The sequence below is a fragment of the Fontisubflavum oceani genome, from assembly GCF_030407165.1.
GTDB lineage: Bacteria > Pseudomonadota > Alphaproteobacteria > Rhodobacterales > Rhodobacteraceae > Rhodophyticola > Rhodophyticola oceani.
The window spans coordinates 1,088,120-1,112,563 of record NZ_CP129111.1 but is presented as its reverse complement, the minus strand read 5'-3'; the positions used below and the strand labels follow the sequence as shown (position 1 = coordinate 1,112,563).

24 protein-coding genes and 2 pseudogenes are annotated in these 24,444 nt (G+C 61.7%); 17 read left to right on the top strand and 9 right to left on the bottom strand.

The genetic code is table 11. The annotated features are described in order from the left end of the window. Nucleotides 1–9: 9 nt before the first annotated feature. From dgcA to QTA57_RS05640, 3 genes are all read right to left on the bottom strand, one after another. On the bottom strand, nt 10–972 hold the full coding sequence (gene dgcA, locus QTA57_RS05650) for an N-acetyl-D-Glu racemase DgcA (protein ID WP_290154063.1): 963 nt from the start codon (nt 970–972) through the stop codon (nt 10–12). Continuing rightward, nucleotides 969–1,970: an N-acetyltransferase DgcN gene (dgcN, locus tag QTA57_RS05645; protein ID WP_290154062.1), complete on the bottom strand. Its 1,002-nt coding sequence runs from the start codon at nt 1,968–1,970 to the stop codon at nt 969–971. The genes dgcA and dgcN overlap by 4 nt, the downstream gene beginning before the upstream one ends. A 175-nt stretch (nt 1,971–2,145) precedes the next feature. Continuing rightward, a complete protein-coding gene (locus tag QTA57_RS05640) occupies nt 2,146–2,493 on the bottom strand; it encodes a hypothetical protein (RefSeq protein ID WP_290154061.1) in 348 nt (115 codons plus the stop codon). 202 nt (nt 2,494–2,695) lie between these two features. On the opposite strand from QTA57_RS05640, the gene QTA57_RS05635 reads away from it, so the two are divergent. From QTA57_RS05635 to QTA57_RS05620, 4 genes and pseudogenes are all read left to right on the top strand, one after another. Continuing rightward, complete coding sequence (locus QTA57_RS05635; RefSeq protein ID WP_290154060.1) at nt 2,696–3,685, top strand: glutathione S-transferase family protein; 990 nt, start codon at nt 2,696–2,698, stop codon at nt 3,683–3,685. Nucleotides 3,686–3,706: 21 nt separating this feature from the next. Next, nucleotides 3,707–4,699: a threonine-phosphate decarboxylase gene (locus QTA57_RS05630; protein ID WP_290154059.1), complete on the top strand. Its 993-nt coding sequence runs from the start codon at nt 3,707–3,709 to the stop codon at nt 4,697–4,699. Next, nucleotides 4,696–5,597: pseudogene (gene cbiB / locus QTA57_RS05625) on the top strand (adenosylcobinamide-phosphate synthase CbiB). Before QTA57_RS05630 ends, cbiB begins: the two are co-directional and overlap by 4 nt. A gap of 60 nt (nt 5,598–5,657) precedes the next feature. Further along, nucleotides 5,658–6,833: a lytic murein transglycosylase gene (locus QTA57_RS05620; RefSeq protein ID WP_290154058.1), complete on the top strand. Its 1,176-nt coding sequence runs from the start codon at nt 5,658–5,660 to the stop codon at nt 6,831–6,833. On the opposite strand, the gene QTA57_RS05615 is transcribed toward QTA57_RS05620, so the two are convergent. After that, nucleotides 6,830–7,183 (bottom strand): hypothetical protein, encoded by a 354-nt coding sequence (locus QTA57_RS05615; RefSeq protein ID WP_290154057.1) that lies wholly within the window; start codon nt 7,181–7,183, stop codon nt 6,830–6,832. The two genes, QTA57_RS05620 and QTA57_RS05615, sit on opposite strands and share 4 nt — an antisense overlap. A gap of 149 nt (nt 7,184–7,332) precedes the next feature. On the opposite strand from QTA57_RS05615, the gene QTA57_RS05610 reads away from it, so the two are divergent. Next, a complete protein-coding gene (locus QTA57_RS05610; RefSeq protein ID WP_290154056.1) occupies nt 7,333–8,070 on the top strand; it encodes a GntP family permease in 738 nt (245 codons plus the stop codon). After that, nucleotides 8,031–8,720 carry a GntP family permease gene (locus QTA57_RS05605; protein ID WP_290154055.1) on the top strand — a complete coding sequence of 230 codons (690 nt, stop codon included), beginning with the start codon at nt 8,031–8,033 and terminating at the stop codon, nt 8,718–8,720. Before QTA57_RS05610 ends, QTA57_RS05605 begins: the two co-directional genes overlap by 40 nt. Here the strand turns inward: QTA57_RS05605 and QTA57_RS05600 are convergent. Continuing rightward, entirely contained in the window at nt 8,717–12,172 is a 3,456-nt protein-coding gene (locus QTA57_RS05600; RefSeq protein WP_290154054.1) for a chromosome segregation SMC family protein, read from the bottom strand. The two genes, QTA57_RS05605 and QTA57_RS05600, sit on opposite strands and share 4 nt — an antisense overlap. A gap of 175 nt (nt 12,173–12,347) precedes the next feature. On the opposite strand from QTA57_RS05600, the gene QTA57_RS05595 reads away from it, so the two are divergent. The 3 genes from QTA57_RS05595 (at nt 12,348) to QTA57_RS05590 (ending at nt 14,220) form a co-directional block, all read left to right on the top strand. Then, nucleotides 12,348–12,788: a GNAT family N-acetyltransferase gene (locus QTA57_RS05595; protein ID WP_290154053.1), complete on the top strand. Its 441-nt coding sequence runs from the start codon at nt 12,348–12,350 to the stop codon at nt 12,786–12,788. A 239-nt stretch (nt 12,789–13,027) separates the two neighbouring features. Beyond that, nucleotides 13,028–13,378, top strand: coding sequence for a hypothetical protein (locus tag QTA57_RS18335; protein WP_330696759.1), 351 nt, complete (start codon nt 13,028–13,030; stop codon nt 13,376–13,378). Further along, nucleotides 13,270–14,220, top strand: a complete 951-nt coding sequence (locus tag QTA57_RS05590) for a TsoY family (seleno)protein (protein ID WP_407933507.1) — start codon at nt 13,270–13,272, stop codon at nt 14,218–14,220. The genes QTA57_RS18335 and QTA57_RS05590 overlap by 109 nt, the downstream gene beginning before the upstream one ends. A 7-nt stretch (nt 14,221–14,227) precedes the next feature. Here the strand turns inward: QTA57_RS05590 and QTA57_RS05585 are convergent, their stop codons facing one another. Together QTA57_RS05585 and QTA57_RS05580 are read right to left on the bottom strand one after the other, a co-directional pair. After that, on the bottom strand, nt 14,228–14,440 hold the full coding sequence (locus QTA57_RS05585; RefSeq protein WP_171559985.1) for a helix-turn-helix domain-containing protein: 213 nt from the start codon (nt 14,438–14,440) through the stop codon (nt 14,228–14,230). After that, nucleotides 14,440–14,907: a DUF2975 domain-containing protein gene (locus QTA57_RS05580; protein WP_290154052.1), complete on the bottom strand. Its 468-nt coding sequence runs from the start codon at nt 14,905–14,907 to the stop codon at nt 14,440–14,442. The genes QTA57_RS05585 and QTA57_RS05580 overlap by 1 nt, the downstream gene beginning before the upstream one ends. Nucleotides 14,908–15,090: 183 nt before the next feature. On the opposite strand from QTA57_RS05580, the gene QTA57_RS05575 reads away from it, so the two are divergent. The 7 genes and pseudogenes from QTA57_RS05575 to QTA57_RS05545 all read left to right on the top strand — a co-directional run bounded on the left by QTA57_RS05575 (nt 15,091) and on the right by QTA57_RS05545 (nt 21,186). Further along, on the top strand, nt 15,091–15,576 hold the full coding sequence (locus QTA57_RS05575; protein ID WP_290154051.1) for a hypothetical protein: 486 nt from the start codon (nt 15,091–15,093) through the stop codon (nt 15,574–15,576). A gap of 170 nt (nt 15,577–15,746) precedes the next feature. Continuing rightward, the gene (rsfS, locus tag QTA57_RS05570) at nt 15,747–16,175 is read left to right on the top strand and encodes a ribosome silencing factor (RefSeq protein WP_145214056.1); all 429 of its coding nucleotides are present in this window, start codon (nt 15,747–15,749) and stop codon (nt 16,173–16,175) included. Nucleotides 16,176–16,184: 9 nt separating this feature from the next. Continuing rightward, nucleotides 16,185–16,655 carry a 23S rRNA (pseudouridine(1915)-N(3))-methyltransferase RlmH gene (gene rlmH, locus QTA57_RS05565; protein ID WP_290154050.1) on the top strand — a complete coding sequence of 157 codons (471 nt, stop codon included), beginning with the start codon at nt 16,185–16,187 and terminating at the stop codon, nt 16,653–16,655. Between the two features lie 39 nt (nt 16,656–16,694). Then, entirely contained in the window at nt 16,695–18,218 is a 1,524-nt protein-coding gene (gene gpmI, locus QTA57_RS05560; protein ID WP_290154049.1) for a 2,3-bisphosphoglycerate-independent phosphoglycerate mutase, read from the top strand. Then, a complete protein-coding gene (locus tag QTA57_RS05555) occupies nt 18,215–19,354 on the top strand; it encodes a murein hydrolase activator EnvC family protein (RefSeq protein ID WP_290154048.1) in 1,140 nt (379 codons plus the stop codon). Before gpmI ends, QTA57_RS05555 begins: the two co-directional genes overlap by 4 nt. 20 nt (nt 19,355–19,374) lie before the next feature. Then, nucleotides 19,375–20,699, top strand: a pseudogene (locus tag QTA57_RS05550) (S41 family peptidase). A 7-nt stretch (nt 20,700–20,706) separates the two neighbouring features. After that, nucleotides 20,707–21,186 (top strand): RNA pyrophosphohydrolase, encoded by a 480-nt coding sequence (locus QTA57_RS05545; protein ID WP_290154047.1) that lies wholly within the window; start codon nt 20,707–20,709, stop codon nt 21,184–21,186. 141 nt (nt 21,187–21,327) lie between these two features. Here QTA57_RS05545 and pip read toward each other — a convergent pair whose 3' ends face one another. Beyond that, the gene (gene pip, locus QTA57_RS05540) at nt 21,328–22,317 is read right to left on the bottom strand and encodes a prolyl aminopeptidase (protein WP_290154046.1); all 990 of its coding nucleotides are present in this window, start codon (nt 22,315–22,317) and stop codon (nt 21,328–21,330) included. A 72-nt stretch (nt 22,318–22,389) separates the two neighbouring features. Between pip and ubiG the strand changes: the two genes are divergently transcribed. Then, complete coding sequence (gene ubiG, locus QTA57_RS05535; RefSeq protein WP_290154045.1) at nt 22,390–23,136, top strand: bifunctional 2-polyprenyl-6-hydroxyphenol methylase/3-demethylubiquinol 3-O-methyltransferase UbiG; 747 nt, start codon at nt 22,390–22,392, stop codon at nt 23,134–23,136. Nucleotides 23,137–23,228: 92 nt separating this feature from the next. Here ubiG and QTA57_RS05530 read toward each other — a convergent pair whose 3' ends face one another. Further along, on the bottom strand, nt 23,229–24,305 hold the full coding sequence (locus QTA57_RS05530; protein ID WP_290154044.1) for a helix-turn-helix transcriptional regulator: 1,077 nt from the start codon (nt 24,303–24,305) through the stop codon (nt 23,229–23,231). Nucleotides 24,306–24,444 lie beyond the last annotated feature (139 nt).

Here is a 24,444-nt window from a genome sequence, read left to right as displayed (position 1 = left end):
CTGATCCTTTCAGCCCCAAAGATCGGGTAGGGCAGGGTGAACGCCGGAGGCGTCAAAATTCAACGGGGTGTCCCGGTCTTCGGCCAGAAGCAGCGGCCCGTCAAGATCAGTGATGGCCACGCCCTGAGCCAGCAACACAGCGGGTGCCATCGCAAGCGATGATCCGACCATGCAGCCGACCATGACATCGTAGCCTTCAGCCAAGGCCGCCGCGCGCAAGGCAAGCGCCTCAGTCAACCCGCCGGTCTTATCAAGTTTGATGTTCACCATATCGTATTTGCCGGTCAGCCCGGGCAAGCTGGCCCGATCATGGCAGCTTTCATCGGCGCAAACCGGCAAGGGGCGCTCAATCTCGGCCAAGAGATCATCCGCACCCGCTGGCAGTGGCTGCTCCACCATCTCGACCCCAAGACGCAAGAGATGCGGGGCAAGATCAGTGTAAACCTCAGCGCTCCAACCCTCATTGGCATCGACGATGATCCGCGATTTTGGCGCACCCGCGCGCACGGCTTCCAAGCGTGGCATGTCTTCCGGCGTGCCCAGCTTGATCTTCAGAAGCGGGCGAGACGCGTGCTTTGCGGCGGCGGCCCGCATATTCTCCGGGGTGTCGAGCGACAAGGTGAAGGCCGTGATTTCGGGCTTCGGGTGCGGCAGCCCGGCCAATTGCCAGACCGGCACACCGGTCTGTTTCGCCTGCCAATCCCAAAGCGCACAATCCACCGCATTCCGCGCCGCGCCGGGCGGCAGGGCGTCCTGCAAATCCTGGCGCGAGATATCCGGTGGCAAGCTTTCGATCTCCGCCGTCACGCTTTCGAGCGTCTCATCATAGCGGGCATAAGGCACGCATTCGCCAAGCCCCACGACACCATCGCGGATCACCCGGATGGTCAACACCTTCGCCTCGGTCCGCGATCCTCGGGCGATGGTGAACACCTCCGCCAGGCGAAAGCTCTCTGGCGTGACCGAGATCACAGGGCGGCCAGCGCGTCGACCAACCGGCCAGCGCCTTGCCGGAACGGATCCACTGTCGGCAGGCCCATGCGTTTCTCTACCTCGGCCAGATAGGCCATCGCTTCATCTTCGCTCATCGCCGCCGTGTTGATCGAGATGCCAACCACCTCACAGGCCGGGTTTGCGATCCGCGCGAGCGGCAGGGCGGTGTCGCGCAGAGCCTCAAGACTCGGCAGATCATAGGTGGGAAGGCCGCGCATATGCGCACGGGTCGGCTCATGACTGAGGATCAGCGCATCCGGTTGCCCGCCATGGATCAGCGCCATGGTCACGCCGGAATAGGAGACATGGAACAGGCTGCCCTGCCCCTCGATATGGTCCCAATGGTCCTCGTCATTGTCGAGCGTCAACCATTCCACCGACCCGGCCATGAAATCAGCCACAACCGCATCAAGCGGAATGCCGTTACCGGTGATCAAAATCCCGGTCTGGCCGGTCGGGCGGAAGTTCGATTTCAGCCCGCGCGCCTTCATCTCCGCATCCATTGCGAGACCGGTATACATCTTCCCAACCGAGCAATCGGTGCCCACGGCGAGGCAGCGCCTGCCGCTCCGCTTAACACCATTCGCGATTGGGAACTCGACTTCCGGCACCCGCACATCATGCAGCGCCTGACCCGTGGCCTCAGCGACCGCCGCCAGATCAGGCTCATCCCGCAGCAGGTTGTGCAAGCCGGAGGCCAGATCGAACCCCTCCTCCAGCGCCATCACCAGCACCTTTTTCCACGCTGCCGAGATCACCCCGCCCCGGTTCGCCACCCCAATCACAAGCGTCTTGGCACCCGCGGCTTTCGCTTCGGCCAGGGTCATATCCGGCAAGCCCACATCGGCCTTGCACCCCTCCATCCTGATCTGCCCGACGCAGTTGCCGGGCCGCCAATCGCGTATCCCTTGCGCAACCTTCGCGGCCAGTTGATCCGGCGCATCGCCGAGAAAAAGCAGATAGGGGGTCTGAATCATTGAATGGGTCTCCTGCGGGGCAAATGTTGCAGAAAGCTACGCGGAAGGCATGGGGATTGCTTTGCAGATTCGCGGGCGTGATGGCATCTCTGATGGAGAATCTCTCGGCAGAACGGTCATCCACGCCAAAAAATCGCGTGGAATCCCCCTGAGCCGTCAAGATTTCCGAATCGCATCAGCGGGTCAGCAAACCCGCCACCTTTGTCACAGGCTGCTCAAAATCCACTGGCGCGTGATCGGCGGCCGGCGTGTTGCGCTTATATTCATAGCGCATCAAATCACCCTCTTTGGCCGAGGCGACGATCAAGGCCTGATAGAGATGCCGGGGCCCGTCATAGATATCCACCAATCCGCGCAGGCGAGGCGCGTTCTCTGCATCTACCGCAAAGCCTTCCTCTGCATATTCGAGAATCGGATAAACCTCTTCGCCCACATGCACGCGGCGATGGCTGCGCCGTTTCAGGTCGCGTTTGCGCGCAGCGTTCAAACCGTCGAGCACTTCTTTCGGCAGAAAATCGGTCATGGCAGCACCTTATCCCTAGCAAGGTTAACATGCCGTAACCTCTTGGCAGGTCAACGGTTTCCTCTAGACATGTGCGTGATCGTCGCGTGAGCGCCACAGTTGAGTTGTGCGCCAATGCGGATATCCCTCTGCGCTTGTCTCTGTTTCCTGCACAAACCCCGCGCGCTACCTCCATTGTCAAGCAAACGGGAAGGAGATCGGGATGGGTTTGTTGGTCGACGGTCAGTGGCAGGACACATGGTATGACACCAAATCCTCCGGTGGCGCCTTCAAACGGCAAGAGGCATCATTTCGAAATTGGGTCACCGCAGATGGAAGCGCCGGGCCAAGCGGCAAGGCCGGGTTCAAGGCGGAGAGCGGACGCTATCATCTCTACATCTCTCATGCCTGCCCCTGGGCCAATCGCACGTTGATTTTCCGCAGTCTGAAGAGGCTGGAACCGCATATCGGTGTTTCTGTCGTACATCCCGATATGCTCTCCGAAGGCTGGACCTTCGCGCAGGATTTCGATGGCGCGACCGGAGATGCCCTCTTCGGCTCCGCCTTCATGCGGGAGATCTACCAACGCGCCGATCCCAATGTGACCACACGTGTGACAGTACCCGTCCTATGGGACACCGAGACGGATCAGATTGTCTCCAATGAAAGCTCCGAGATCATTCGGATGTTCAACAGCGCCTTCAACGACATCACCGGCGATACTCAAGATTTCTATCCGGACCCGCTGCGGGGTACGATCGACGAGGTCAACGTCCGCATCTATTCCGACATCAACAATGGCGTCTACAAATCCGGCTTCGCCACCAGCCAATCCGCCTATGACAAAGCCGTCACGACGCTGTTTGACGGGCTCGATTGGGTCGAGGGCCTCCTATCGCAAAACCGCTACCTCACCGGCGCGCAGATCACCGAGGCCGATTGGCGGCTCTTCACAACGCTCGTCCGGTTCGATCTGGTCTATCACCTGCATTTCAAATGCAACCGGCGGCGGCTCATCGATTATCCAAACATCTGGGCCTATACGCGCGAGCTTTACCAATGGTCCGGCGTCGCAGACACGATCCATTTCGACCATATCGTCCGGCATTATCATTACAGTCACGAAAGCATCAATCCGCACCGGATCATCCCAATCAACCCGGTGATCGATTGGATGGAGCCACATGGGCGAGAGGCGTTGCAGGCGGCCTGAAAATAGGCCAACCCTCGGGGCATGACGGACACAACCCCACCGCGCGACCATGGCGGCGGCCTTGATGCTGCTATATCCCGCTATGGCGGCACCCGGGCGGACTGGATCGACCTGTCCACCGGGGTCAACCCGGTGCCCTACCCGGTTGACGATGTTCCCGCCGATGCATGGACCGCCTTGCCCGACGCCGGCGCGATGGGCGCGCTCGTGGCGGCAGCGCGCAGGTTCTGGGGCGTGCCTGACGGTGCCGGTGTTCTAGCCGCGCCAGGCGCCTCGGCGCTGATCGCCCGCCTGCCATATCTCGCACCTCCTGGCACCGTCGCGATCCCGGGTCCGACCTATAACGAGCATGAAGCCGCCTTTCGCGCTGCCGGGTGGCAGATTGGGGCGACAGGCAAGGCCGAGGTTATCGTCCACCCCAACAATCCTGATGGCAAGATCTGGACCGAAGCCAAACTCTCTGGTCACGATCTCACAGTGATCGACGAGAGCTTCTGCGATGTGATGCCCGAGCACTCCTTCATCCGCCGCGCAGCCGAACCCAACACAGTGATCCTCAAGAGCTTTGGCAAGTTTTGGGGTCTCGCCGGTCTCCGTCTTGGTTTCACCATCGCCCGTCCCGAAACACTCCAAAAGCTCTCGGATATGCTCGGCCCCTGGCCTGTCTCCGGCCCGGCGCTAACCGTCGGCACCCAAGCCTTGAACGACAAGACATGGGCCGACACCACGCGAAACCGCCTCAACAAGGACGCCGCCCGTTTGGACCAGCTCATGAACCAAGCTGGCGCCGCACTCACTGGCGGAACCCCGCTCTTCCGCCTCTACGAAACCAACGACGCCGCAGTTTGGCAAACCCACCTTGCGCAACACCAAATCTGGTCCCGCATCTTCCCCTATTCCAAAACCTGGCTCCGCCTCGGACTGCCAAACCCAACCCACTGGCCGCGCGTCGAAACCGCCCTCGGGACGGCGGGTGGGGCGATGGCGCAGCCGAGCGTCACCCACCGTCCATGACCCTGACCCTCGCCCTCCTCCTTGACGCGCTACTCGGCGAACCCCGCTGGCTCTGGTCCCGCTGGCCCCACCCGGCTGTCCTCATGGGCCGTGCCGTGGCGTGGTGCGATGCGCGTTTCAACACGGGGCCCAATCGGCAACTCAAAGGCCTGCTGACGATCACCATACTCGCGACAGCAACCGGCACACTCGGCCTGATCATTTCCGCCCTGCCGCTCGGCTGGCTTTGGTCGGCGCTTGGCGCTGCAATCCTCCTGGCGCAGCGCAGCTTGGTCCAACATGTCCAAGCGGTCGCCGATGCCCTCCGCTATGGTCTGTCCTCAGGCCGCAGCTCCGTCGCAATGATCGTCGGCCGCGACACCGCTGAGATGTCAGAGTCCGAGATTGCCCGCGCCGCCATAGAAAGTGCGGCCGAAAACCTCTCCGATGGGGTCGTGGCCCCGGCGTTTTGGTTTCTGGCCCTCGGCCTGCCCGGCATTCTGATCTACAAAACCGTCAACACCGCCGACAGCATGATTGGCCACCGCACCCCCGCCATGAAGAGTTCGGCAAGGCCGCTGCGATCCTGGACGATATCCTCAACTGGGTCCCCGCCCGCCTGACCGCTTTGCTCATCGCGCTGGCCCATGGCGCGCCGCGCGCCTGGAGCATTGCCCGCCGTGAGGCCCATCTGCATCGCTCCCCCAATGCCGGCTGGCCCGAAGCAGCGATGGCGGGCGTTCTCAATATTGCCCTCTCCGGCCCCCGCAGCTATCACAGAGAACGCCAAGACTTCCCCTTCATGAACCCTGCCGGCCGTCGCAGCCTCGGCCCCGCCGATATCGACGCCGCCGTCGCCGCACTTTGGCGAACCTGGGCGCTTATGGTCGCGCTGATTTTCGCTCTCGCGCTGTTCTGAGTGTTCCCGAACCGCGCCGTCCTTGCTACTTTGTTGAAAATTGAAAAACAGGATTATCCCATGCGATTTTTGACCGCCTCTCTTTTTGCTTTCACCCTCACAGCCACGCCCGCTCTGGCGCAACAATGCGGCGGAGATTTTGGGAGTTTTGTCGATGGGCTCAGGTCTGAGGCCATGCAGCGCGGTCATTCCCAAACCAATGTGGATGCGTTCTTCCGTTCCGCCCGTTTCGATCAATCGGTGATCAATGCCGACCGTCGCCAGGGCGTCTTTCAACTGCCCTTTACCGAGTTCTCGCAACGGGTGATCAGCCAGAACCGCATCCAAAACGGTGCCCGCAACAACCAACGCTATGACAATGTTTTCGACATCGCCGAGCGGCAATACGGCGTCTCGCGCGGCGTGCTTCTCGCCTTCTGGGCGCTCGAGACCGACTACGGCGCGGTCCAAGGCGATTTCAATACGCTGAACGCATTGGTGACACTCTCCCACGACTGCCGCCGTCCGCAGCTCTTCCGGCCACAGATCTTCGCCGCGCTGGAGCTGTTCGAGAACGGCGATTTCGACCCGGCGCGCACCACCGGTGCCTGGGCGGGGGAAATCGGCATGGTGCAAATGCTGCCCGAAGACATTCTGACCCGGGGGGTCGATGGCGATGGTGATGGCCATGTGACGCTGAAAACCTCGCCCGCTGACGCGTTGCTTTCCGGGGCCAATATGCTGCGCGGGCTTGGCTGGCGCGCCAATGAACCCTGGCTGATCGAAGTCACCGTGCCCAGCAATTTGGATTGGTCGCAGACTGGCCTCGACACCACGCAGCGCGTCTCGCAATGGGAAGCGGCGGGCGTGCGCGCCCGCTCGGGCAGCTTGCCTGGCGGCAATCTGCAAGCCTCGGTCCTGCTGCCGCAAGGGCGCAATGGCCCCGCCTTTCTGGCCTACCCGAATTTCAACGTGTTCTTCGAATGGAACCAAAGCTTCGTCTATGTCACCACCGCCGCCTATTTCGCCACACGGCTGGAAGGCGCGCCGGTCTATAATGCAGGTGGCGCAACCGGCGGGCTCAACCCCGATCAGATGCGGCAATTGCAAGAGCGCCTCGTCGCGCGCGGTCATGATGTCGGCGGGGTCGATGGGATCTTGGGCCGGATGACCCGCGCGGCGGTGCAGGCTGAACAGCAACGCCTCGACCTGCCCGCCGATGCCTGGCCGACGCTGGATCTCCTCCGCGCGCTCTAATTCGGGCGGATCGGGAACCGCTGGCCGTCTTCTGTCACCAGAATCAGACGGCCAGCGTTCTCCACAAACAGATCGCAGCGCGAAAACCCGTTGATGAACTCGACACAGACCGTGCCATCTTCATTCACCGCGTAATAGCCATAGGCGACGCCACCGCCATTCGGATAGGTGTAGGTGTAGCGATCATCCTCGAAAAACCGCGATTGGCCATCATCAAAGAAAGTCAGGACCTGCCCCCGCAGACGCTCGTCGAGCGCCTCCACCCCAATCCGGGTATCGTCGTCGCGCAAGAACCAATCCTGCGCCGTCACCGGCGCGGCCATCACACATAAGATCAAAGCAAGACGCATCAGACCCTCCATTTGCGTCAGCCTAGCGGACCTTTGCGCTCACCCGGTGACACGTTTCCGCGACCACTTCGCCGCGCTGCGGCATTTCGACGGGTTTCACATCGCATGACATCCCCCACATTGGCGGTATCGCCGCCGCCGGAGCTGCCATGCTGACCCTCACGACGATCTTGATCCCGCTTGGCCTTCTGATCTGGCTTGCTTGGCGCGGCGTCTCGGTCTTGATCCTCGCACCGGTCATGGCGCTTTTGGCCTCGGCCATGGCGCGCGAGCCGCTTCTGGCAAGCCTCACAGAGGTTTTCATGCCCGCGACGGGCGGTTTCATCACCGCCTATTTCCTGCTCTTCCTCCTGGGCGCTGTCTTTGGCCGGATCATGGAAGACAGCGGCGCCGCCCGGCGGATCGCCGATGGCATCGTCCGCGCGCTTGGCGCCGACCAGGCCATCCCGGCGGTCGTTCTCTCTTGCGCGATCCTCACCTATGGCGGTGTCTCACTCTTTGTGGTCGCCTTCGCGGTCTACCCGCTGGCCATGGCGCTCTTCCGCAGCGCCGATTTGCCCCGACGGTTGATCCCGGCGGCCATCGCGCTTGGGGCCTTCACCTTCACCATGACCGCGCTGCCGGGCACCCCCGCGATCCAAAACGCGATCCCGATGCCCTATTTCGGCACAACCGCCTTCGCCGCCCCCGGGCTTGGGGTGATCGCGGCGCTGATCATGGCCGGTCTCGGTCTCCTCTGGCTCACAACGCGCGCACGCCGCCTCCGGGCTCAAGGCGAGGGCTTTCTGCATCTCACCAGCAGCGAGGATAACAGCGCGCCCGCACCGATCCGCAAACCGCTGCGGTTTTGGCTGGCCTTCCTGCCCATCGCCGCCGTTCTCGCCTGAACCTCCTCTTCAGCACTCTGATCTTGCCTACGCTCGACACCAGCTATCTGGCCGACCCGCGATGGGGCGGGACCGACGCCGCCAGGGTGATCGGTATCTGGTCGATCATCGCGGCGCTGATCTTGAGCATCCTGCTGGCCCTGGCGCTCTTCCGCAAAACACTCACAGAGCCGAGCCAATCGCTCAGCAAAGGCGCGGAGGCCGCCCTTCTGCCGATTTTTAACACCGCCGCACTGGTCGGGTTTGGCGCGGTGATCGCAGGCTTGCCCGCCTTTGAGGTCATCCGTGACGGTGTGTCGGCGCTGCCGGGCGGCGCGCTGGTCTCGATGGCAGTCTCCGCGTCGATCCTCGCTGGCGTGACCGGCTCCGCCTCAGGCGGGATGAGCATCGCGCTCGACACACTCGGCGCGCAATATCTGGCGCAAGGGGCTGAGGCGGGGATCGACGCGCCCCTGATGCACCGGGTGATAGCGCTTTCTACCGGCGGGCTCGACGCGCTTCCACACAACGGCGCGGTCATCACCCTTCTGTCGATCGGGCGGCTGACGCATCGAGAAAGCTATGGCGACATCTTCATGGTTGCCGTGGCAATCCCACTCGTTGCGCTGATTTCCGTGCTTGTCCTGGGAAGCCTGTTTGGCAGCTTTTAAGCCACCATTTGCTCCGCTTTCTTCAGATCGACGCTGACCAATTGGCTCACGCCCTGTTCGGCCATCGTCACCCCAAAGAGCCGATCCATCCGCGCCATTGTCACCGCGTGATGGGTGATGATCAGGAAACGGGTATCGGTCCGGCGGCACATCTCATCGAGCAGGTCGCAGAACCGCGTGACATTGGCGTCGTCAAGCGGCGCGTCCACCTCGTCCAGCACGCAGATCGGCGCGGGATTGGCCAAGAACACCGCAAAGATCAGAGCCAACGCCGTCAGTGTCTGCTCGCCGCCTGATAAGAGCGACAGAGTCGAAAGCTTCTTGCCTGGCGGCTGGCAAAGTATCTCCAACCCGGCTTCCAGCGGGTCGTCGCTTTCGACCAGCACCAGCTTGGCTTCGCCGCCTCCGAAAAGATGGGTGAAAAGCACACCAAAATTCCGGTTCACCTCTTCGAAAGCGGTCAAAAGCCGCTCCCGCCCTTCGCGGTTCAGCGCAGCGATCCCGGCGCGAAGCTTCTTGATCGCCTCTTCCAGGTCCAGCTTCTCGGCCTCTAGCGTGTCATGCTCCTCGCGCACGGCCTCCGCGTCTTCCTCGGCACGCAAGTTCACCGCGCCAAGCGCATCGCGCTGCCGCCGCAGGCGCACCACATCGCTCTCGATCCGCTCTGCGCCCGGCATCTTTTCCGGGTCTGCGTCGAGGCTCTCCAACAGCGCGGCGGGCGTGACCTCCATCTCTTCCATGATCCGCTCGGCGGCCTGATCCACGGCCTCACCTGCCGCGTCGTGCCGCGCTTCGGCCCGGGCGCGGGCTTCGCGCGCATCCGACGCCGCGCGCTCCGCATCACGCTCCGCCGCAACCGCCGACCGCAAAGCGCCTTCGGCCACTGATAGCGCATCCGCAGCCGCCGCTCTCCGTGTCTCGGCCTCGGCAATCGTTGCGGCCATCGCTTCGCGCCGTGTCGCAATCTCGGCGGGCAAAGCCTGCGCATTCTCAAGCTCGGCTTCAGAACTCGACTTGCGATGCTCCAACTCGCCGATCCGCGTCTCGGCATTGGCCAGACGTTTGCCCCAGGTGTCCATCTCGCCTGCGATCTGCCCGATCCGCTTCTCGCGAGCCTCGCCATCGCGTTTTAACTCGTCAAACCCGGTGCGTTTGGCCAGCATCGTTAGCCGCGCCGCCTCAACCGTGGTCTTTGTGTCGGTGACCTGGGCGCGCACGCCGTCCAAATCATCCAGGTCCGCCTGCGCGGCCTCCGCTTCGACCAAGTCGCGCCGGGCGCTGGCCGCCTCGTCCTCATGCCGTCGCGCGGCGCCGCGGAGGGTCTCCAGCTTGCCGGCGAGGATATTGCGCTCCGCCTCGGCCCGGCTGAAGGCGCGGCTGGCCTCGGCCACTTGCGCGTCCGCCGCCCGGCGTGCATCCCGCGCGGCTTTGTCCGCCTCGGTCAAATCGGCTAGACGCGCCGCATTGCTCTCATGGGTCGCGCGCGCCCGGTCTGCTGCGGTCGTCGCGCGTTCCAACTCCGCAGACAGGTCATTGAGCTGGTTCACTTGGCTGAGCCGCCGCGCCGCCGTCGAAGACCCTTCCGACGCGGGCAAAGCGAACCCGTCCCACCGCCAAAGGTCTCCCTCTCTGCTGACCAATCTCTGTCCGGGCAAAAGCGCCGCCTGCAAGCGCGAACTATCCTCGACCGAGACGACACCGACCTGCGCAAACCGGCGGGTCAGCACATCGGGCGTATCGGCATAGCCGCTCAACGGCGAAACCCCCTCGGGCAACGCCTGCTCGACGTCATAGGAGGGCAGCGCCGTCCAGCCACTGGCCCCGGCTTCGGATGCAACAGGCGGCTTCAGATCGTCGGCCAACGCGGCCCCAACAGCGGCTTCGAACCCTGGCGCCACCTGGACTTGATCCAACACCTGATCGCCGCTACCGCGCTCCCGATCCAGCAATTTGGTCAGTGCGCGCACCTCGGCATCCAATGTGCCCAATTGCCCCTCGGCCTCGGTCCGCGTCGCACGAGCCTCCCCCTCCGCCGTCTGCGCCAGGGCCCGCGCGGCTTCGGTCTCTGTCAGCGTTTCATCGGCCCGCGCCGCCAGATCGGTCGCAGCACTCAGGGCCATTTCCGCCGCTTCATGATCGCGGGTCAGTATCGCCAACCGATCTTCGGCCTCCGCCGCCGCGCCTTTGGCCTTTTCAGCCTCGGCGGCGTTCCGGGCCTCCGCCCGCGTTGCATCTTCGACCAGACGCTGCGCCGATTGGTGCCGTGCTGCCAGACGCGCCGCATCTTCGGTCAATTGGCTCAGCGCCGTCTCGCGTTCGGCCAAAATGCGCGCCGCGTCCGTGGCTTCAGTCGAGGCTGCCGCCAGCGCGTCCTCATGCCCTGCGCCCGCTGCAACAAGCTCCGCCTGCTCCGTCTCGAGCCGGGCGATGGTCTCGCCGGCATCCGCGTTCAGGCTCTGCTCGCGACCAATATCGTGGCTGAGTTGTTCGATCCGCGCGGTCAGAGTCTCAATCGTTTTGGCGGCCCGGGCGTCTTCGTCTTCCAGCGCCGCCCGCTCGACCGTCACCCGTTGCAGCAGAGCCGCCGCAATCGCCTCTTCTTCGCGCTTGGGTGGCAGAGCCTCGTCTGCTTCTTCGCGGGCCTTTCCGGCCTGCCGCGCCGCCATTTCGGCACCGGCCGCCGCTGTCACCGCCTCTTGCAGCGCGGTCTGCGCCGTCAGGCGCGCTTGATCCGCTTCGCGCCAGCGCAGATAGAGCAACAACCCTTCGGCCTGTCGCAACTCCATCCCGATCTCGCGATAGCGCGCCGCCTGTTTCGCTTGCCGGGCTAGGGCCGCAAGCTGGGTCGCAAGCTGCTCCAACACATCATCGATCCGGGCCAGATTGGTTTCCGCCGCTTTCAGCTTTAGTTCCGCCTCATGCCGCCGCTGATAGAGCCCAGAAATCCCCGCCGCCTCTTCCAAGATTCGACGGCGCGATTTCGGCTTGGCGTTGATCAGCTCCGAGATTTGTCCCTGGCGCACAAGCGCAGGCGAATGCGCCCCTGTGGATGCATCGGCAAACAGCATCTGCACATCGCGCGCCCGCACATCCTTGCCGTTTGTCTTATAGGCACTGCCGGCATCGCGGGTGATCCGGCGGACGATCTCAAGCTGATCATCGCCATTGAAATTGGCAGGTGCCAGCCGCTCGGAATTGTCGATGATGATCGACACTTCGGCGAAGTTCCGGGCGGGCCGTGTTGCGGCCCCGGCGAAGATCACATCTTCCATCCCGCCGCCGCGCATTGCGGTCGGACGGTTCTCGCCCATCACCCATCTCAGCGCTTCCAACAGATTCGACTTGCCGCAGCCATTGGGGCCAACGACGCCGGTCAACCCGTCCCCGATCAAAAGATCGGTCGGGTCCACGAAGCTTTTGAAGCCATTCAGCCTGATCTTGGAAAAGCGCACGCCGCCATCCCGCATGTGATTCCGTTGGTCGAGGATTGTCTGGCCGCAATTGCGGTCAAGTCAACGGGGAACCCCCGTATCTGGGGATATTCCGCCGGTTATCCACAAAATATGGGCGAATTCACGGCATATTGCGGTGCAGGCCCGGTCAGGGCAAGCTCAACACATGGTAACCGTGACCCGCACAGACCCCCTCTCTCCCGATGCGCTGCGCTTGATCGAAGGCAGCGAGGCGGAGCAATCGGCGCTCTATCCGCCGGAGGACCGCTTCGCCTTTTCGCCGCAGCAACTTGTCGATGAGGAGGTCCGGTTCTTTGTCGCGCGGGTCAAAGGCCGTGCCCTTGGGTGTTGCGGCTATGCGGTTTACGAGGGGTATGCGGAACTCAAGCGCCTCTTTGCCGAGCCGGAAGCGCGCGGCACGGGCGTCGCCGCAGCTTTGATCGAAACCATCGAAGACGCCGCGCGCGCCGAGGGTGTCCACCTCATGCGGCTGGAGACCGGTCAGCTCAGCCCCGCCGCGATCGGGTTCTACACCCGACACGGCTATATCAGGCGTGGCCCCTTCGGCGACTACCCTGAAAACCCAAGCTCCGTTTTCATGGAGAAGCCGCTTTAGCGTTGGGCCAGACTGGCTGGGCATCTGACTGTATCCGCGCCGCGCAGGTCACAAGGCAACCGCAGTCACGCCCCGCTTCCTCAGTTGCTTCGCCCCTGATCAGGCTGGTCGGTGATCGCACCATATCCTGGCTGAGTCTTCGGGATCGGATCGTCAAATTGGCTGCGACAGCGTGTCTGTTGTATCCAAGGCCGATTTACTTATATAATTTGCAGCGTCAAATATAAGGAGTGTCAATCATGACTCTCGCGTCCACACGCTATTCGCCGCTCTACTTCCTCGCCTCGCTCGGCGCGGGCGGTCTGACGGTGACCTTTTTCATGTGGCTGATGTTCTGGGTGCCGCATCCGGATCAGCCGGTGCCAATCTTCGAAAACAACCTTGCACTGATGACCCAGGGCACGCTCCTGCAGCAGACCATGGTGCTTGGCGCAATGGCGGGGATCGCGCTTTTCGCCTTCTTCAATGTCAAACTCCTGATCTGGAACTTACGTCAATTCGCAGATTTCCGGCGGTCCGAGGGCTACGCGGCCTTCGCCGCCTCCAATGCAGGGAGTCGATCCTCGCCATGCCGCTTGCCTTGGCAATGACCGTCAATGTCGGCTTCATCATCGGCCTGACCTTTGTGCCCGGCCTCTGGAGTGTTGTGGAATATCTGTTCCCGTTGGCTTTGATTACATTCCTGGCGATCGGTATCCTCGCGCTCCGGATGTTGGGCGGCTTCGTTGGCGCGCGTCTGGCCCAGGGCGGGTTCAGCTGCGAGACGAATAACTCCTTCGCGCAAATGCTGCCCGCCTTCGCGCTATCCATGGTTGCCGTCGGCCTGGCGGCCCCCTCGGCCATGTCCGGCAATGCCACCGTCGCAGGCGTCAGCATCATCGCCTCCAGTTTCTTCATGATCGCGGCGGTCCTGATCGCGCTTGTTGCGGGCGTTCTTGGCCTCCGCTCAATGATGGAGAATGGGGTGAATACCGAAGCCGCGCCGACGCTCATGGTGGTGATCCCGCTGATGACCGTGATCGGCATCGCGATGTTGCGGATGAATCACGGGCTACATGTGCATTTCGATGTTCATGGCGGTGCCGGCGAAACCCTGATGATGTTGACCCGGCTCTTGTCGGTCGAGGTGCTTTTCGGGCTCTTCGGGGTGATGGTGCTTTCGCGCGTCGGCTATGCAGCGCAGTTCCTCTCGGGCACCGCAGCCTCTGCCGGGTCTTACGCATTGGTCTGCCCCGGTGTGGCACTCTCGGTGCTGACCCATTTCTGGCTCAACAAGGGCCTGGCGGCGGCGGGCCTGGTGGCCAAATTCGGTGTCGCCTATTGGGCCATCTCGGGCATCGCCATCGCGTTGCAATTGGGGATGATCTTGTTGGTCTGGCAATTGGGCCGGAAACATTTCACCACTCTCGCGAGTCCGACGGTCCCGGCCTAAGGGCCTCTCAATCGCTTAGCGGGGCGGCCTCAAGCAGGTCGCCCGGCTGACACTCCAAGACCTCGCAAATCTTGGCCAAGGTCTCAAAGCGAATGCCTTTGACCTTACCGCTTTTCAGCAAGCTCAGGTTCTGCTCGGTGATGCCGATCTCCGCCGCCAGATCGCGGCCCTTCATCTTCCGAAGTGCCATCATCACATCAAGCCGGACGATGATCTCCATCAGACAAACCCCCGGTTCTCTTCGGCAACCTGCACCGCCTCGCGCATCACCCAACCGATCACAACGATCAACCCGCCCGCCAAAAAGAAGCCGATATCGCCGTCGGTGAAGGTTAAGGAAAGCGTTCGCGAACCGGCCTGGTTTGCCATCGTCAAGAGCAGCACAATCGCCGTATTCGATAAGAAACCGACAACGCCGACGGTGACCAAACCTTGACCGATCCGGAGTATCCGATCAGCACAGCGAGCGCTCAGCGTTTCGCCGGATTTGTAGAACCCAAAGAGTGTTCGCATCTGCCACAAGATGTAAGCCGCTATAACAACCGACACCATCTCAATCGCCAAGATAATCCCATAAAGGCCGGGCCCGATGACCGGCGGCAAAACATAGTCCGAATAGGTGTCGCGAATATCGTCGACGCCCATCTCATCAATGGCAAAGGCGACGATCAGAATCACCGGAAGCATGAGTAAGCCAAAGCTGGTTGCCAGATGGAGGAGCCGCGCGACCCTGACAATACGACCTAACTCTCGTTTCGTCATTTCTTCTTTCCTTTCACGATTTACTTACTGTAATACAGCAAACAATGATTCTTGTAAGGAAAATATTCAATGCACCCAAAACATCTCTCCATTGCCGCAATTGCTGTCTTGTCCATCTTATTAAGCACCACTTTGGCGCGCCCCGACACGACGGACCCGCTCACAGCCGACCCGCGCGGTATTGCGGCCCTCGTCACGCTGCCCGATGGCGTTGCCTTGCCCGAAGATGGGGCCGTTATGACGCTCGCGGCAGTCAACACCGCAACTGAGGCCATCTCGCGCGAGCAATATGTTCTGATCCCCTCGGAAAACGGCGACCTCTATGTCCTGTCACGTGGAGATCAGGCCCGCCTCTCCGAGCAACAGGGGATGATCTTGGGCTGGATGGCGCAAGAGATCGACGTCGATGGGACATTCAATTTTGTGATCGATCCCTGCCAGATCGGTGACGGACCAGACCGCCAGGCTCGGGTGTCCGTCCAGTTACGGGCCGAAGCAGACGGCCCCTTCCTGCCGGTGATCGACGATATGCGCCTTCGAGGGATCTTGGATCACGATCTGGATGAGATGCCGGTCTGCCCCCAGGCCGGCTGAGAGAGCCCCCACTCTCTCTCCTTGAGCGGGTTGCGGCACGTCCACCAGACGGCGCTCGTGCCCTTTGCGCCACCGTGGCCCGCCCAAATATTGCGACCCCGTTGAGATCGCCCTAGGCCGATGTTATCTTTGACTCAGGCTCGGCGTCGGGGCCTTTGACGGCGCGCAATATGGAGGACAGAGTCCTGACTGGACCAACCCTTGCGGCATCTAATAGAGCCGCACCTGCGGCGCCCAAGGCGCCTCTGCAAGACCTGACAAGCGAAGAGCTTCTTCAGCGTATTCTTGCCTCTCTCGACGATGACAAAGCCGAAGACGTTGTGCAGATCGACCTGCGCGGCAAGTCGTCCATGGCCGATTACATGGTGATCGCCACGGGGCGCTCGACACGGCAAGTCTCGGCCATCTCCGAAAAACTGGTGGATCGGTTGAAAACCGTCACCGGGCGGCGGTGCAAGATGGAGGGCAAGGATGCCGGCGATTGGGTGCTGATCGATGCGGGCGATATCATCGTCCATGTCTTCCGCCCCGAAGTGCGGGAGTTCTATCAGCTTGAAAAGATGTGGATGCCCGCCGACGGCACAACCGCACCGCAATAAGCGCGGCACATGCGGGTACATCTTTGCGTCGTGGGCCGGCTTCGGGCCGGTCCGGAACGCGATTTGATTGACGATTATCTGACGCGGTTTGATCGGACCGGGCGCGCGCTCGGCCTTGGCCCCGCTCGCGTGGTTGAGGTCGAGGATAAAAAGGGCGGTGGCCAGGTGGCGGAGGCTGCGTTGCTGCAGAAAGCCATCCCAGAGGGCGCCGCGATCTGGGCGCTTGATGAACGCGGACGGATGCTCAGCTCCCCCGATTTTGCAACACAATTGTCTGGGCTGCGGGATCAAGGTCGCGGCGATTTGGCCTTTGTGATCGGCGGCGCGGATGGCCTCACGCCGAGCTTCCGCGACCAAGCCGACAAGGCCATCTCCTTCGGCCCTATGGTCTGGCCGCATATGCTCGCCCGCGTCATGCTCGCCGAACAACTCTACCGCGCCGCCTCAATTCTCGCCGGAAGCCCGTATCATCGGGTCTGATCCTTGCCCCGGCCTGGGGCCTTGCGTAGAACCACGGATATGAGCAGTCCAAAACCCGTTGTCCTTTGTATTCTCGATGGCTGGGGCCTGAACCCCTCATCAGAAGCCAATGCCCCGCATCTGGCCGCAACGCCGCATTTCGACCGGCTGATGGCGACCTGTCCCAATGCAACCTTGGTCACTCATGGTCCCGATGTCGGCCTGCCCACCGGGCAGATGGGCAATTCCGAGGTTGGGCATACGAATATCGGCGCGGGTCGGATTGTGGCGATGGATCTCGGCATGATCGATCTGGCCATCGAAGACGGCAGTTTCTTTGAGAACCCCGCGCTTCTGGCCTTCATCAACGATCTGAAGACCTCCGGCGGCACCGCGCATTTGATGGGCGTGGTCTCCGATGGTGGGGTGCACGGGCATCTGACCCATATCCTCGCGGCGGCCAAGGCCGTCACGGAGGCGGGTGTGCCGCTGATGATCCATGCGATTACCGATGGGCGCGACGTGCCGCCGAGTTCCGCTGACACATTCATCGAAACCCTGGTCAACATGCTGCCCGTGACGGCGCCCGTCGGCACGATCATCGGGCGCTACTACGCGATGGACCGCGACAACCGATGGGAGCGAGTCGAGCAGGCCTATGACGCCATAATCAAAGGCCAGGGCGCGATGACGGCGGACACCCCGGTCGATGCGGTTGCAGACGCCTATGCACGGGGCGAAACCGACGAGTTCATTCTGCCCACCGTCCTGGGCGGCTATCGAGGCGTCAAGGATGGCGATGGCGTCTTCTGTCTCAATTTCCGCGCTGACCGGGCGCGAGAGATCCTCCGGACCATCGGCGAACCAGGCTTCGCGGAGTTTGCCACCGGACCACGACCCAAGCTCGCGGCCTTCCTTGGCATGGTCGATTATTCGACCGAGCACACCGCCTATATGACCACCGCCTATCCGAAACAGAAGCTGACCAACACGCTCGGCGAATGGGTCGCAAAACACGGGCTGCGGCAGTTCCGCCTGGCAGAAACCGAGAAATACCCGCATGTGACTTTCTTTCTGAACGGCGGCAAAGAAGCCCCGGAAGAAGGCGAAGATCGTTACATGCCGAAATCGCCCAAAGTCGCGACCTATGACTTGCAGCCCGAAATGTCTGCACCTGAGGTCAGTAACAAATTCGTCGAGGCGATTGAGGCGGATTATGACCTGATCGTCGTCAACTATGCCAACCCCGATATGGTTGGACATACCGGGGATTTGCAGGCCGCGATAAAGGCTTGCGAGGCTGTTGATACAGGGCTTGGTCGCGCCCTGGAGGCATTGGAAAAGGCCGGCGGCGCGATGATCGTCACCGCCGATCACGGCAATTGCGAAGTGATGATCGACCCGCAAACGGGCGGGCCGCACGCACACCGCACACACCCTGAGCCCGGTGCCAGTGATCCTCGTCGGAGGGCCGGAGGGCGCCACGCTGCGCGAGGGGGTTTGGCCGATCTCGCGCCGACCTTACTGGAACTGATGGGGCTGGAGCAGCCGCCCGAGATGACCGGGGAAAGCCTGATCGCATGAGTGCTTGGGCCGCCCGGTTTGCCCTGATCCTCGGCCTCGCCTGGCCGAGCCTGACCCTATCGCAATCCGACCCGGCGCTGACCGCGCAACGCGCCGCGCAGATGCTGGATGCCGCCGCCACCTCCCTTGTCGAGGCCGATGGCGCCCGCGACCGGGTAGAAGCGCTCACCGAAACCGTGCGGGCCTATGAAGAAGGACTCCTGGCGCTCCGCGAAGGCATCCGCCGCGCCGCGCAACGAGAGCAAACCATTCTCGTGGTGTTCGAGGCCGAACGGGACCGTCTGGCCCGACTCTTGGGGGTACTGCAAACCATGGAACGCGCGCCGGCTCCGCTGTTGATGCTGCACCCCTCCGGCCCCGTCGGCACCGCCCGGTCTGGCATGATTTTGTCTGATGTCAGCCCCGCCATCGCCAGCGAAGCCGCCCGGCTACAAGCGCAACTTGAGGAAATCGCGCTCCTGCGGACGCTGCAAAACAGCGCGCTTGAGCAGTTGAGCGCCGGGTTAATCGGCGCACAAGACGCTCGGTCGCAGCTGTCGCAAGCCATCGCCGACCGTCGTGTTCTGCCCGACCGGTTCGAGCTTAACACCGACGCCATGCTGCAATTGATGGAAAGCGTCGATTCGCTCGACAGTTTTGCCGAAAGCCTGCGCGCTCAACCTGCTGAGACCGACCTCAGCGGCTTTGACCTGCCCGACTTCACCGACGCGCAAGGCACTCTTCCGCTGCCGGTTCTGGGTCGGGTCTTGCGAGGCTTCAACGACGAAGATGCCGCCGGAATCACCCGCCCGGGCCTCGTTTTGGCCACTCAAGCTCAAGCGATGGTCACCACACCCTGGCCCGCAACCGTGCGCTATGCCGGGCCGCTGCTCGACTACGGCACGGTCGTGATCCTTGAACCCGACGGCGATTATTTGTTGGTTTTGGCGGGTTTGGCCGATGTTTTTGTCCGTGCCGGTGAAGTCTTGCCGCCCACAGCCCCGATCGGATTGATGGGTGGCGCGCCCGAAACCAGCGACAACGTGATTGTCACAAATGCGCAAGGTGGTGGCGGAGACCTGTCAGAAACGCTTTATATAGAGCTAAGAGAAGCAAACGTGCCCGTGGACCCGACCGAGTGGTTCATCACTGAATAAGAGATGAGGAATAGGTTTCTATGAAAAGATTTGTCATGGCGGCCCTTGGTGGAACGGCAGCGGGTATCCTGCTGACGACGCAAATCGCCGGCCCGCTGATCGCCCAGGAAAACGCCAATAACGCGTCGGTCTATGAGCAGCTTGACCTGTTCGGCGATATCTTCGAGCGAATCCGCGGCAATTACGTGGAAGAGGTAGATGAGGCCGCGCTGATCGAAGCGGCGATCAACGGGATGCTAACCTCGCTCGATCCGCATTCCAGCTATCTGCCCCCCGCGACTACGACACGATGCAGGTACAGACCCGAGGCGAATTTGGCGGCTTGGGTATCGAAGTGACCCAGGAAGAAGGTTTCGTCCGCGTCATCACACCGATGGATGACACACCCGCGATGGAGGCTGGCGTCGAGGCCGGCGATTTCATCACCCATGTGGATGGTGAGGCGCTTCTGGGCCTGACCCTAGAGCAATCCGTGGATCTGATGCGCGGGCCAGTTGGCTCGGAGATAGTGATTACGGTCGTGCGCGAAGAGGTGGACGAGCCTTTTGACATCACCATTGTCCGCGACCGCATCCGCCTGACCGCCGTGCGCACCCGGCTTGAAGGCAACACGGCGATCCTGCGCGTCTCAACGTTCAACGATCAGACCTATCCGAACCTGCAAGAGGGGCTGGAAGAACTGGTGACCGAAGTCGGGGGCTTGGAAAATCTCGACGGTGTCGTGCTGGACCTGCGCAATAACCCCGGTGGCCTCCTGACCCAGGCGATTCGCGTCTCTGACGCCTTCTTGGAACAGGGCGAAATCGTCTCGACCCGCGGGCGGGAGCCGGGCGATGGCGAGCGTTTCAACGCCACACCTGGCGATTTGATCGAAGGCCGTCCCGTGGTGGTGCTGATCAATGGCGGCTCGGCCTCGGCCTCCGAGATTGTCGCTGGCGCCCTGCAAGATCACCGCCGCGCGGTCGTCGTTGGCACCAACAGCTTCGGCAAAGGCTCGGTTCAGACCGTCATGCCGCTCCAAGGCGAGGGCGCGATGCGTCTGACGACATCGCTCTACTACACGCCGTCCGGCCGCTCGATCCAAGCGCTTGGCGTCGCCCCCGACATCTTGGTGGAACAGCGGGAGCCGGTGGAGGTGTCCGACGAAGATCAACCGCTGCGGACAGAAGCCAGCCTGCGCGGCTCGCTGCAAAACTCAACCCTGACCGAGGATGAAATCCGTCAGTTGGAAGAGGAGCAGGCCGTGGCCGAAGCCACCGCCGAGCTGCGCAATCAGGATTATCAACTGGCCTATGCCATCGACATCCTGACCGGCCTGAACGCGCTCGCCCCTGGCAGCCAGTAAGCCGCCGATGACGCCGGGCGAGATCGCGGCGCTGCCCTATCGGCCTTGCGTCGGCGTTGTGTTGATCAACGCCGACGGATTGGTTTTTGCCGGTCAACGCGCCGATATGGAGACGCCCGCCTGGCAGATGCCACAAGGCGGCGTCGATAAAGGCGAAACGCCGAAAGCCGCCGCGTTTCGCGAGCTTCGTGAGGAAACCGGTGTCGCAGCGGATCATGTAACACTTCTGGGACAGACCGCCGATTGGCTGCCTTATGACCTGCCGCTTGAGGTTGTCCCCAAACGATGGGGCGGCAAGTTCCGCGGCCAGAAACAGATGTGGTATCTGATGCGGCTCGACGCAGGCGACGAGGTGATCAACCTTACCTATAAAGATGTCGAATTCTCGCAGTGGCGCTGGATGACCGGCCAGGATTTGCTCAATGTAATCGTCCCGTTCAAACGGCCGATCTATGAGGCGGTTTTGACGGAGTTCAGGCTGGTTTGAGCTTCGGTGGTCTTTGGCCGGTCCACCCCGTTAAGCGCACCACTGTTGCATAAGATCGTGACGTCAACCGCAGGAACATAAACTGATGAAAGTGATTTGAGGCCTAGACGGCGAGACCCGCAGACCGGCGCAGAAACGCGGCTAAAGCCCGAATTTCCGGCGCCGCTGTCCAACGGCTTTCATCACCCGGACCAACTCATGGCTGATCCCCGGTTCTGACAGGGCATGACCGGCGGCTTTGATCATCTGCAATCGGCCATTATGCCACCCATTGGCCAGCATCTGCGCCGAGAGTGGTGGGCAGATCATATCATAGCGCCCCTGCACAATGGTGCCTGGGATATGAGCGATGCGATAAAGATCACGGAGAATCTGCCCGTCTTCTTGCAAGAAACACCGGTTTATGAAGTAGTGATTCTCCAGCCGCGCAAAGGCCCGCGCATAATCCGCCGGGCTTTCGCCACCGCCGCCATCGCTATCCATCGAGGCCAGCGCGTTTTCCCAACTGGCCCAGGCCCGGGCAAACCGTGTCTCGACCATCAAATCGCCGGAAAAGAGCCGCCGGTTATAGGCCGCGATTAGGTCGCCACGCTCTTCCTCCGGAATCATGTTCCGAAACTTCGCCCACTGCTCGGGCCAAAACTGCCCGGCGCCACCACCATAGAACCATTTCAGCTCCCGCTCGGTGGACAGAAACACCCCGCGCAGCGCCAGATAGGCCACTGATTGCGGATGGGTTTCGGCGTAAATCAACGCAAGTGTCGCTCCCCAAGACCCGCCAAACACCGCCCAACGCTCGATGCCAAGAGTTTCTTGAATGCGCTCGATATCGTCGACGAGATCCCAGGTCGTGTTGGCATTGATTGCCGCATGGGGCCGCGACCGGCCACAGCCCCGTTGATCAAACAGGATGATGCGCCAGTCTTCGGGGTCGAAATAGCGCCGCATCGCCGGGCTACATCCGCCACCCGGCCCGCCATGCAGCACCACAACCGGCGCCCCTTTGGGGTTGCCGCATTGTTCGACATAGATCTGATGCCCGTCGCCCACGTCGAGCATCCGCTGATCATAAGGATCGATCGGCGGAAACAGATGCGCGGCTGCGCGCTTTTGGCCAGAGAATTTGTCCATCGCCGTCCTATATAGACCTCTGTAAAAGGTCTGACATGGCCGACACAGTGCCAAGATCGGAAAGGGAAGTCCATGAGCACCGCGACGCAAACTGTCGATGCTGGCGAGATTGCTAAATTTGAGGCAATGGCGGCGGAGTGGTGGGACCCCCATGGCAAGTTCAAACCGCTGCATATGCTGAACCCGACGCGGCTGGACTATATCACCACGCAGATCGCCGCCGAATTTGGGCGTGGCCTAAAGACCAACATGCCATTCGCCGGTTTGCGGATTCTCGATATCGGCTGCGGCGGCGGGCTGTTGTCGGAACCCATGGCGCGACTCGGGGCCGAGGTGGTTGGCGCAGATGCCGCCGAGCGCAACATTCCCGTAGCGCAGGTCCACGCAGAACAATCCGGCCTGGACATCGACTACCGCCATACGACTGCAGAAGCACTGGCCGAGGCTGGCGAGCAGTTCGACGTGGTTCTCAACATGGAAGTGGTCGAACATGTCGCCGACCCGCAGGGTTATCTGACCGCCTGCCAGCAGCTCCTGAAACCCGGCGGGCTGATGATCTGCTCAACCATCAACCGGAACCCCAAAAGCTTCGCAATGGCAATTGTCGGCGCAGAATATGTGATGCGCTGGCTTCCGAAAGGCACCCATGAGTGGCAGAAATTCATCACGCCTGATGAGCTTTTTGGTCTCATCGCGAACGCCGGCCTTACGCCGGTGGACCGCAAAGGCTTTGTCTTCAACCCCATTGCATGGGCCTGGAGCCTCTCCGACCGCGACCTGAGCGTGAACTATGTGACGGCCAGCACAAAGCCGGCATAGAAGCCACCTCGCGCGCTAAGACCACGTAAAGCCGCGATAACGAGCCAACATGCCAAAATCGGCCTTGCAATAAACCTTGGTCCGTTAGCGCTCTACCCGCTGGCCCGGTATTGGGACGGGGTCATCCCAAGTTCGCGTTTGAACGCGGCGTAGAAAGACGAGCGCGAGTTGAACCCGACGTCGTAGGCAATGGTCAGAATGGTCGAGTCGGTGTTGCGCAGCCTGTCTGTCGCATCGCGAATACGCCAGCGATTCACATAGTCGAAAAACCGTTCCCCGATTTTCTCGTTCAGCGCTTGCGAGGCGTAATGCGTGGTCACGCCGATCCGGCTCGCCAAATCCCAAAGGGAGAGATCGGGTTCGAGATAGAGATGCTGGTCCGCCATCAACGCTTCGATTTTTCCGGCGAGCCGGTCGAGCCGGGTGTCGTCGAGCCCGGACTTGCCATATTTCCGCATGGGTGGTGTCTGAGCATCATCTGCCAGAACCGGTTCAGGAGGTACGACAATGCCCGGCTTCTGCCGCGCACCCCAAAGGGCGATGATCCACATCAAAACATAGCGGAGCAGGATCGCAGCCAGAAGTGACTCAAAAACGTCAGCCCCCGGGAAGCTCAGATCGAACACCGACGCCAGAATTGCAATAGAGTTGAAGGCCCAGAACACAACGACAGCCGCAGCCAGCCACCAGGCCCAGGCCAATTCACGGCTTTCCGTGCTGGCGAAGAGGTCTTTGAGGCGGCTTCTGTATCGACTGAGGCGCCGCAGGATCAGCACGGCATAGATCGGCACCAAAGCGTAGAACAACGCTGTCGCGCCGTAGAGCCCGACCAAGGCGAGGGTCTGCCAAATCACCAAATCGCCAACGCCGGGTTGCAGACTCGCCTGCAAAGATGGCGGCAGAAGCAAGATGTAGACATAGAGAGCCACGGCAAACACAATCGGACCCCCATGCCAAATCCAGCGCGGTTTTGCGCTCTCTCGGGTCGGGTCGTTGGTCAAGCGATGCACGTAAAGCCATAAGAGGAATGGCTGAACCATCGTCAGAGGGACCTCCGCGAGCTCAACCAGCAGGATCAGGAACTCCGAGTTATCTCGAGAGAGAAGATACGAGGTTGGCAAGGCCAGAAGTTCGACCACATTGGCCAGAAAGAAGAGGGCCAGGGGCAACCGGAGATGCCTATGCCGATCAGGCAGCAAAAGCAGATTTGTGCAAAAGGCAGACATAACCAGCAGGCCGGCGGCGGCGGCTATGCGGAGCAACTCTTGCTCGGAATTCAACAATGCGGGGTCCATGAAATGATGGCCA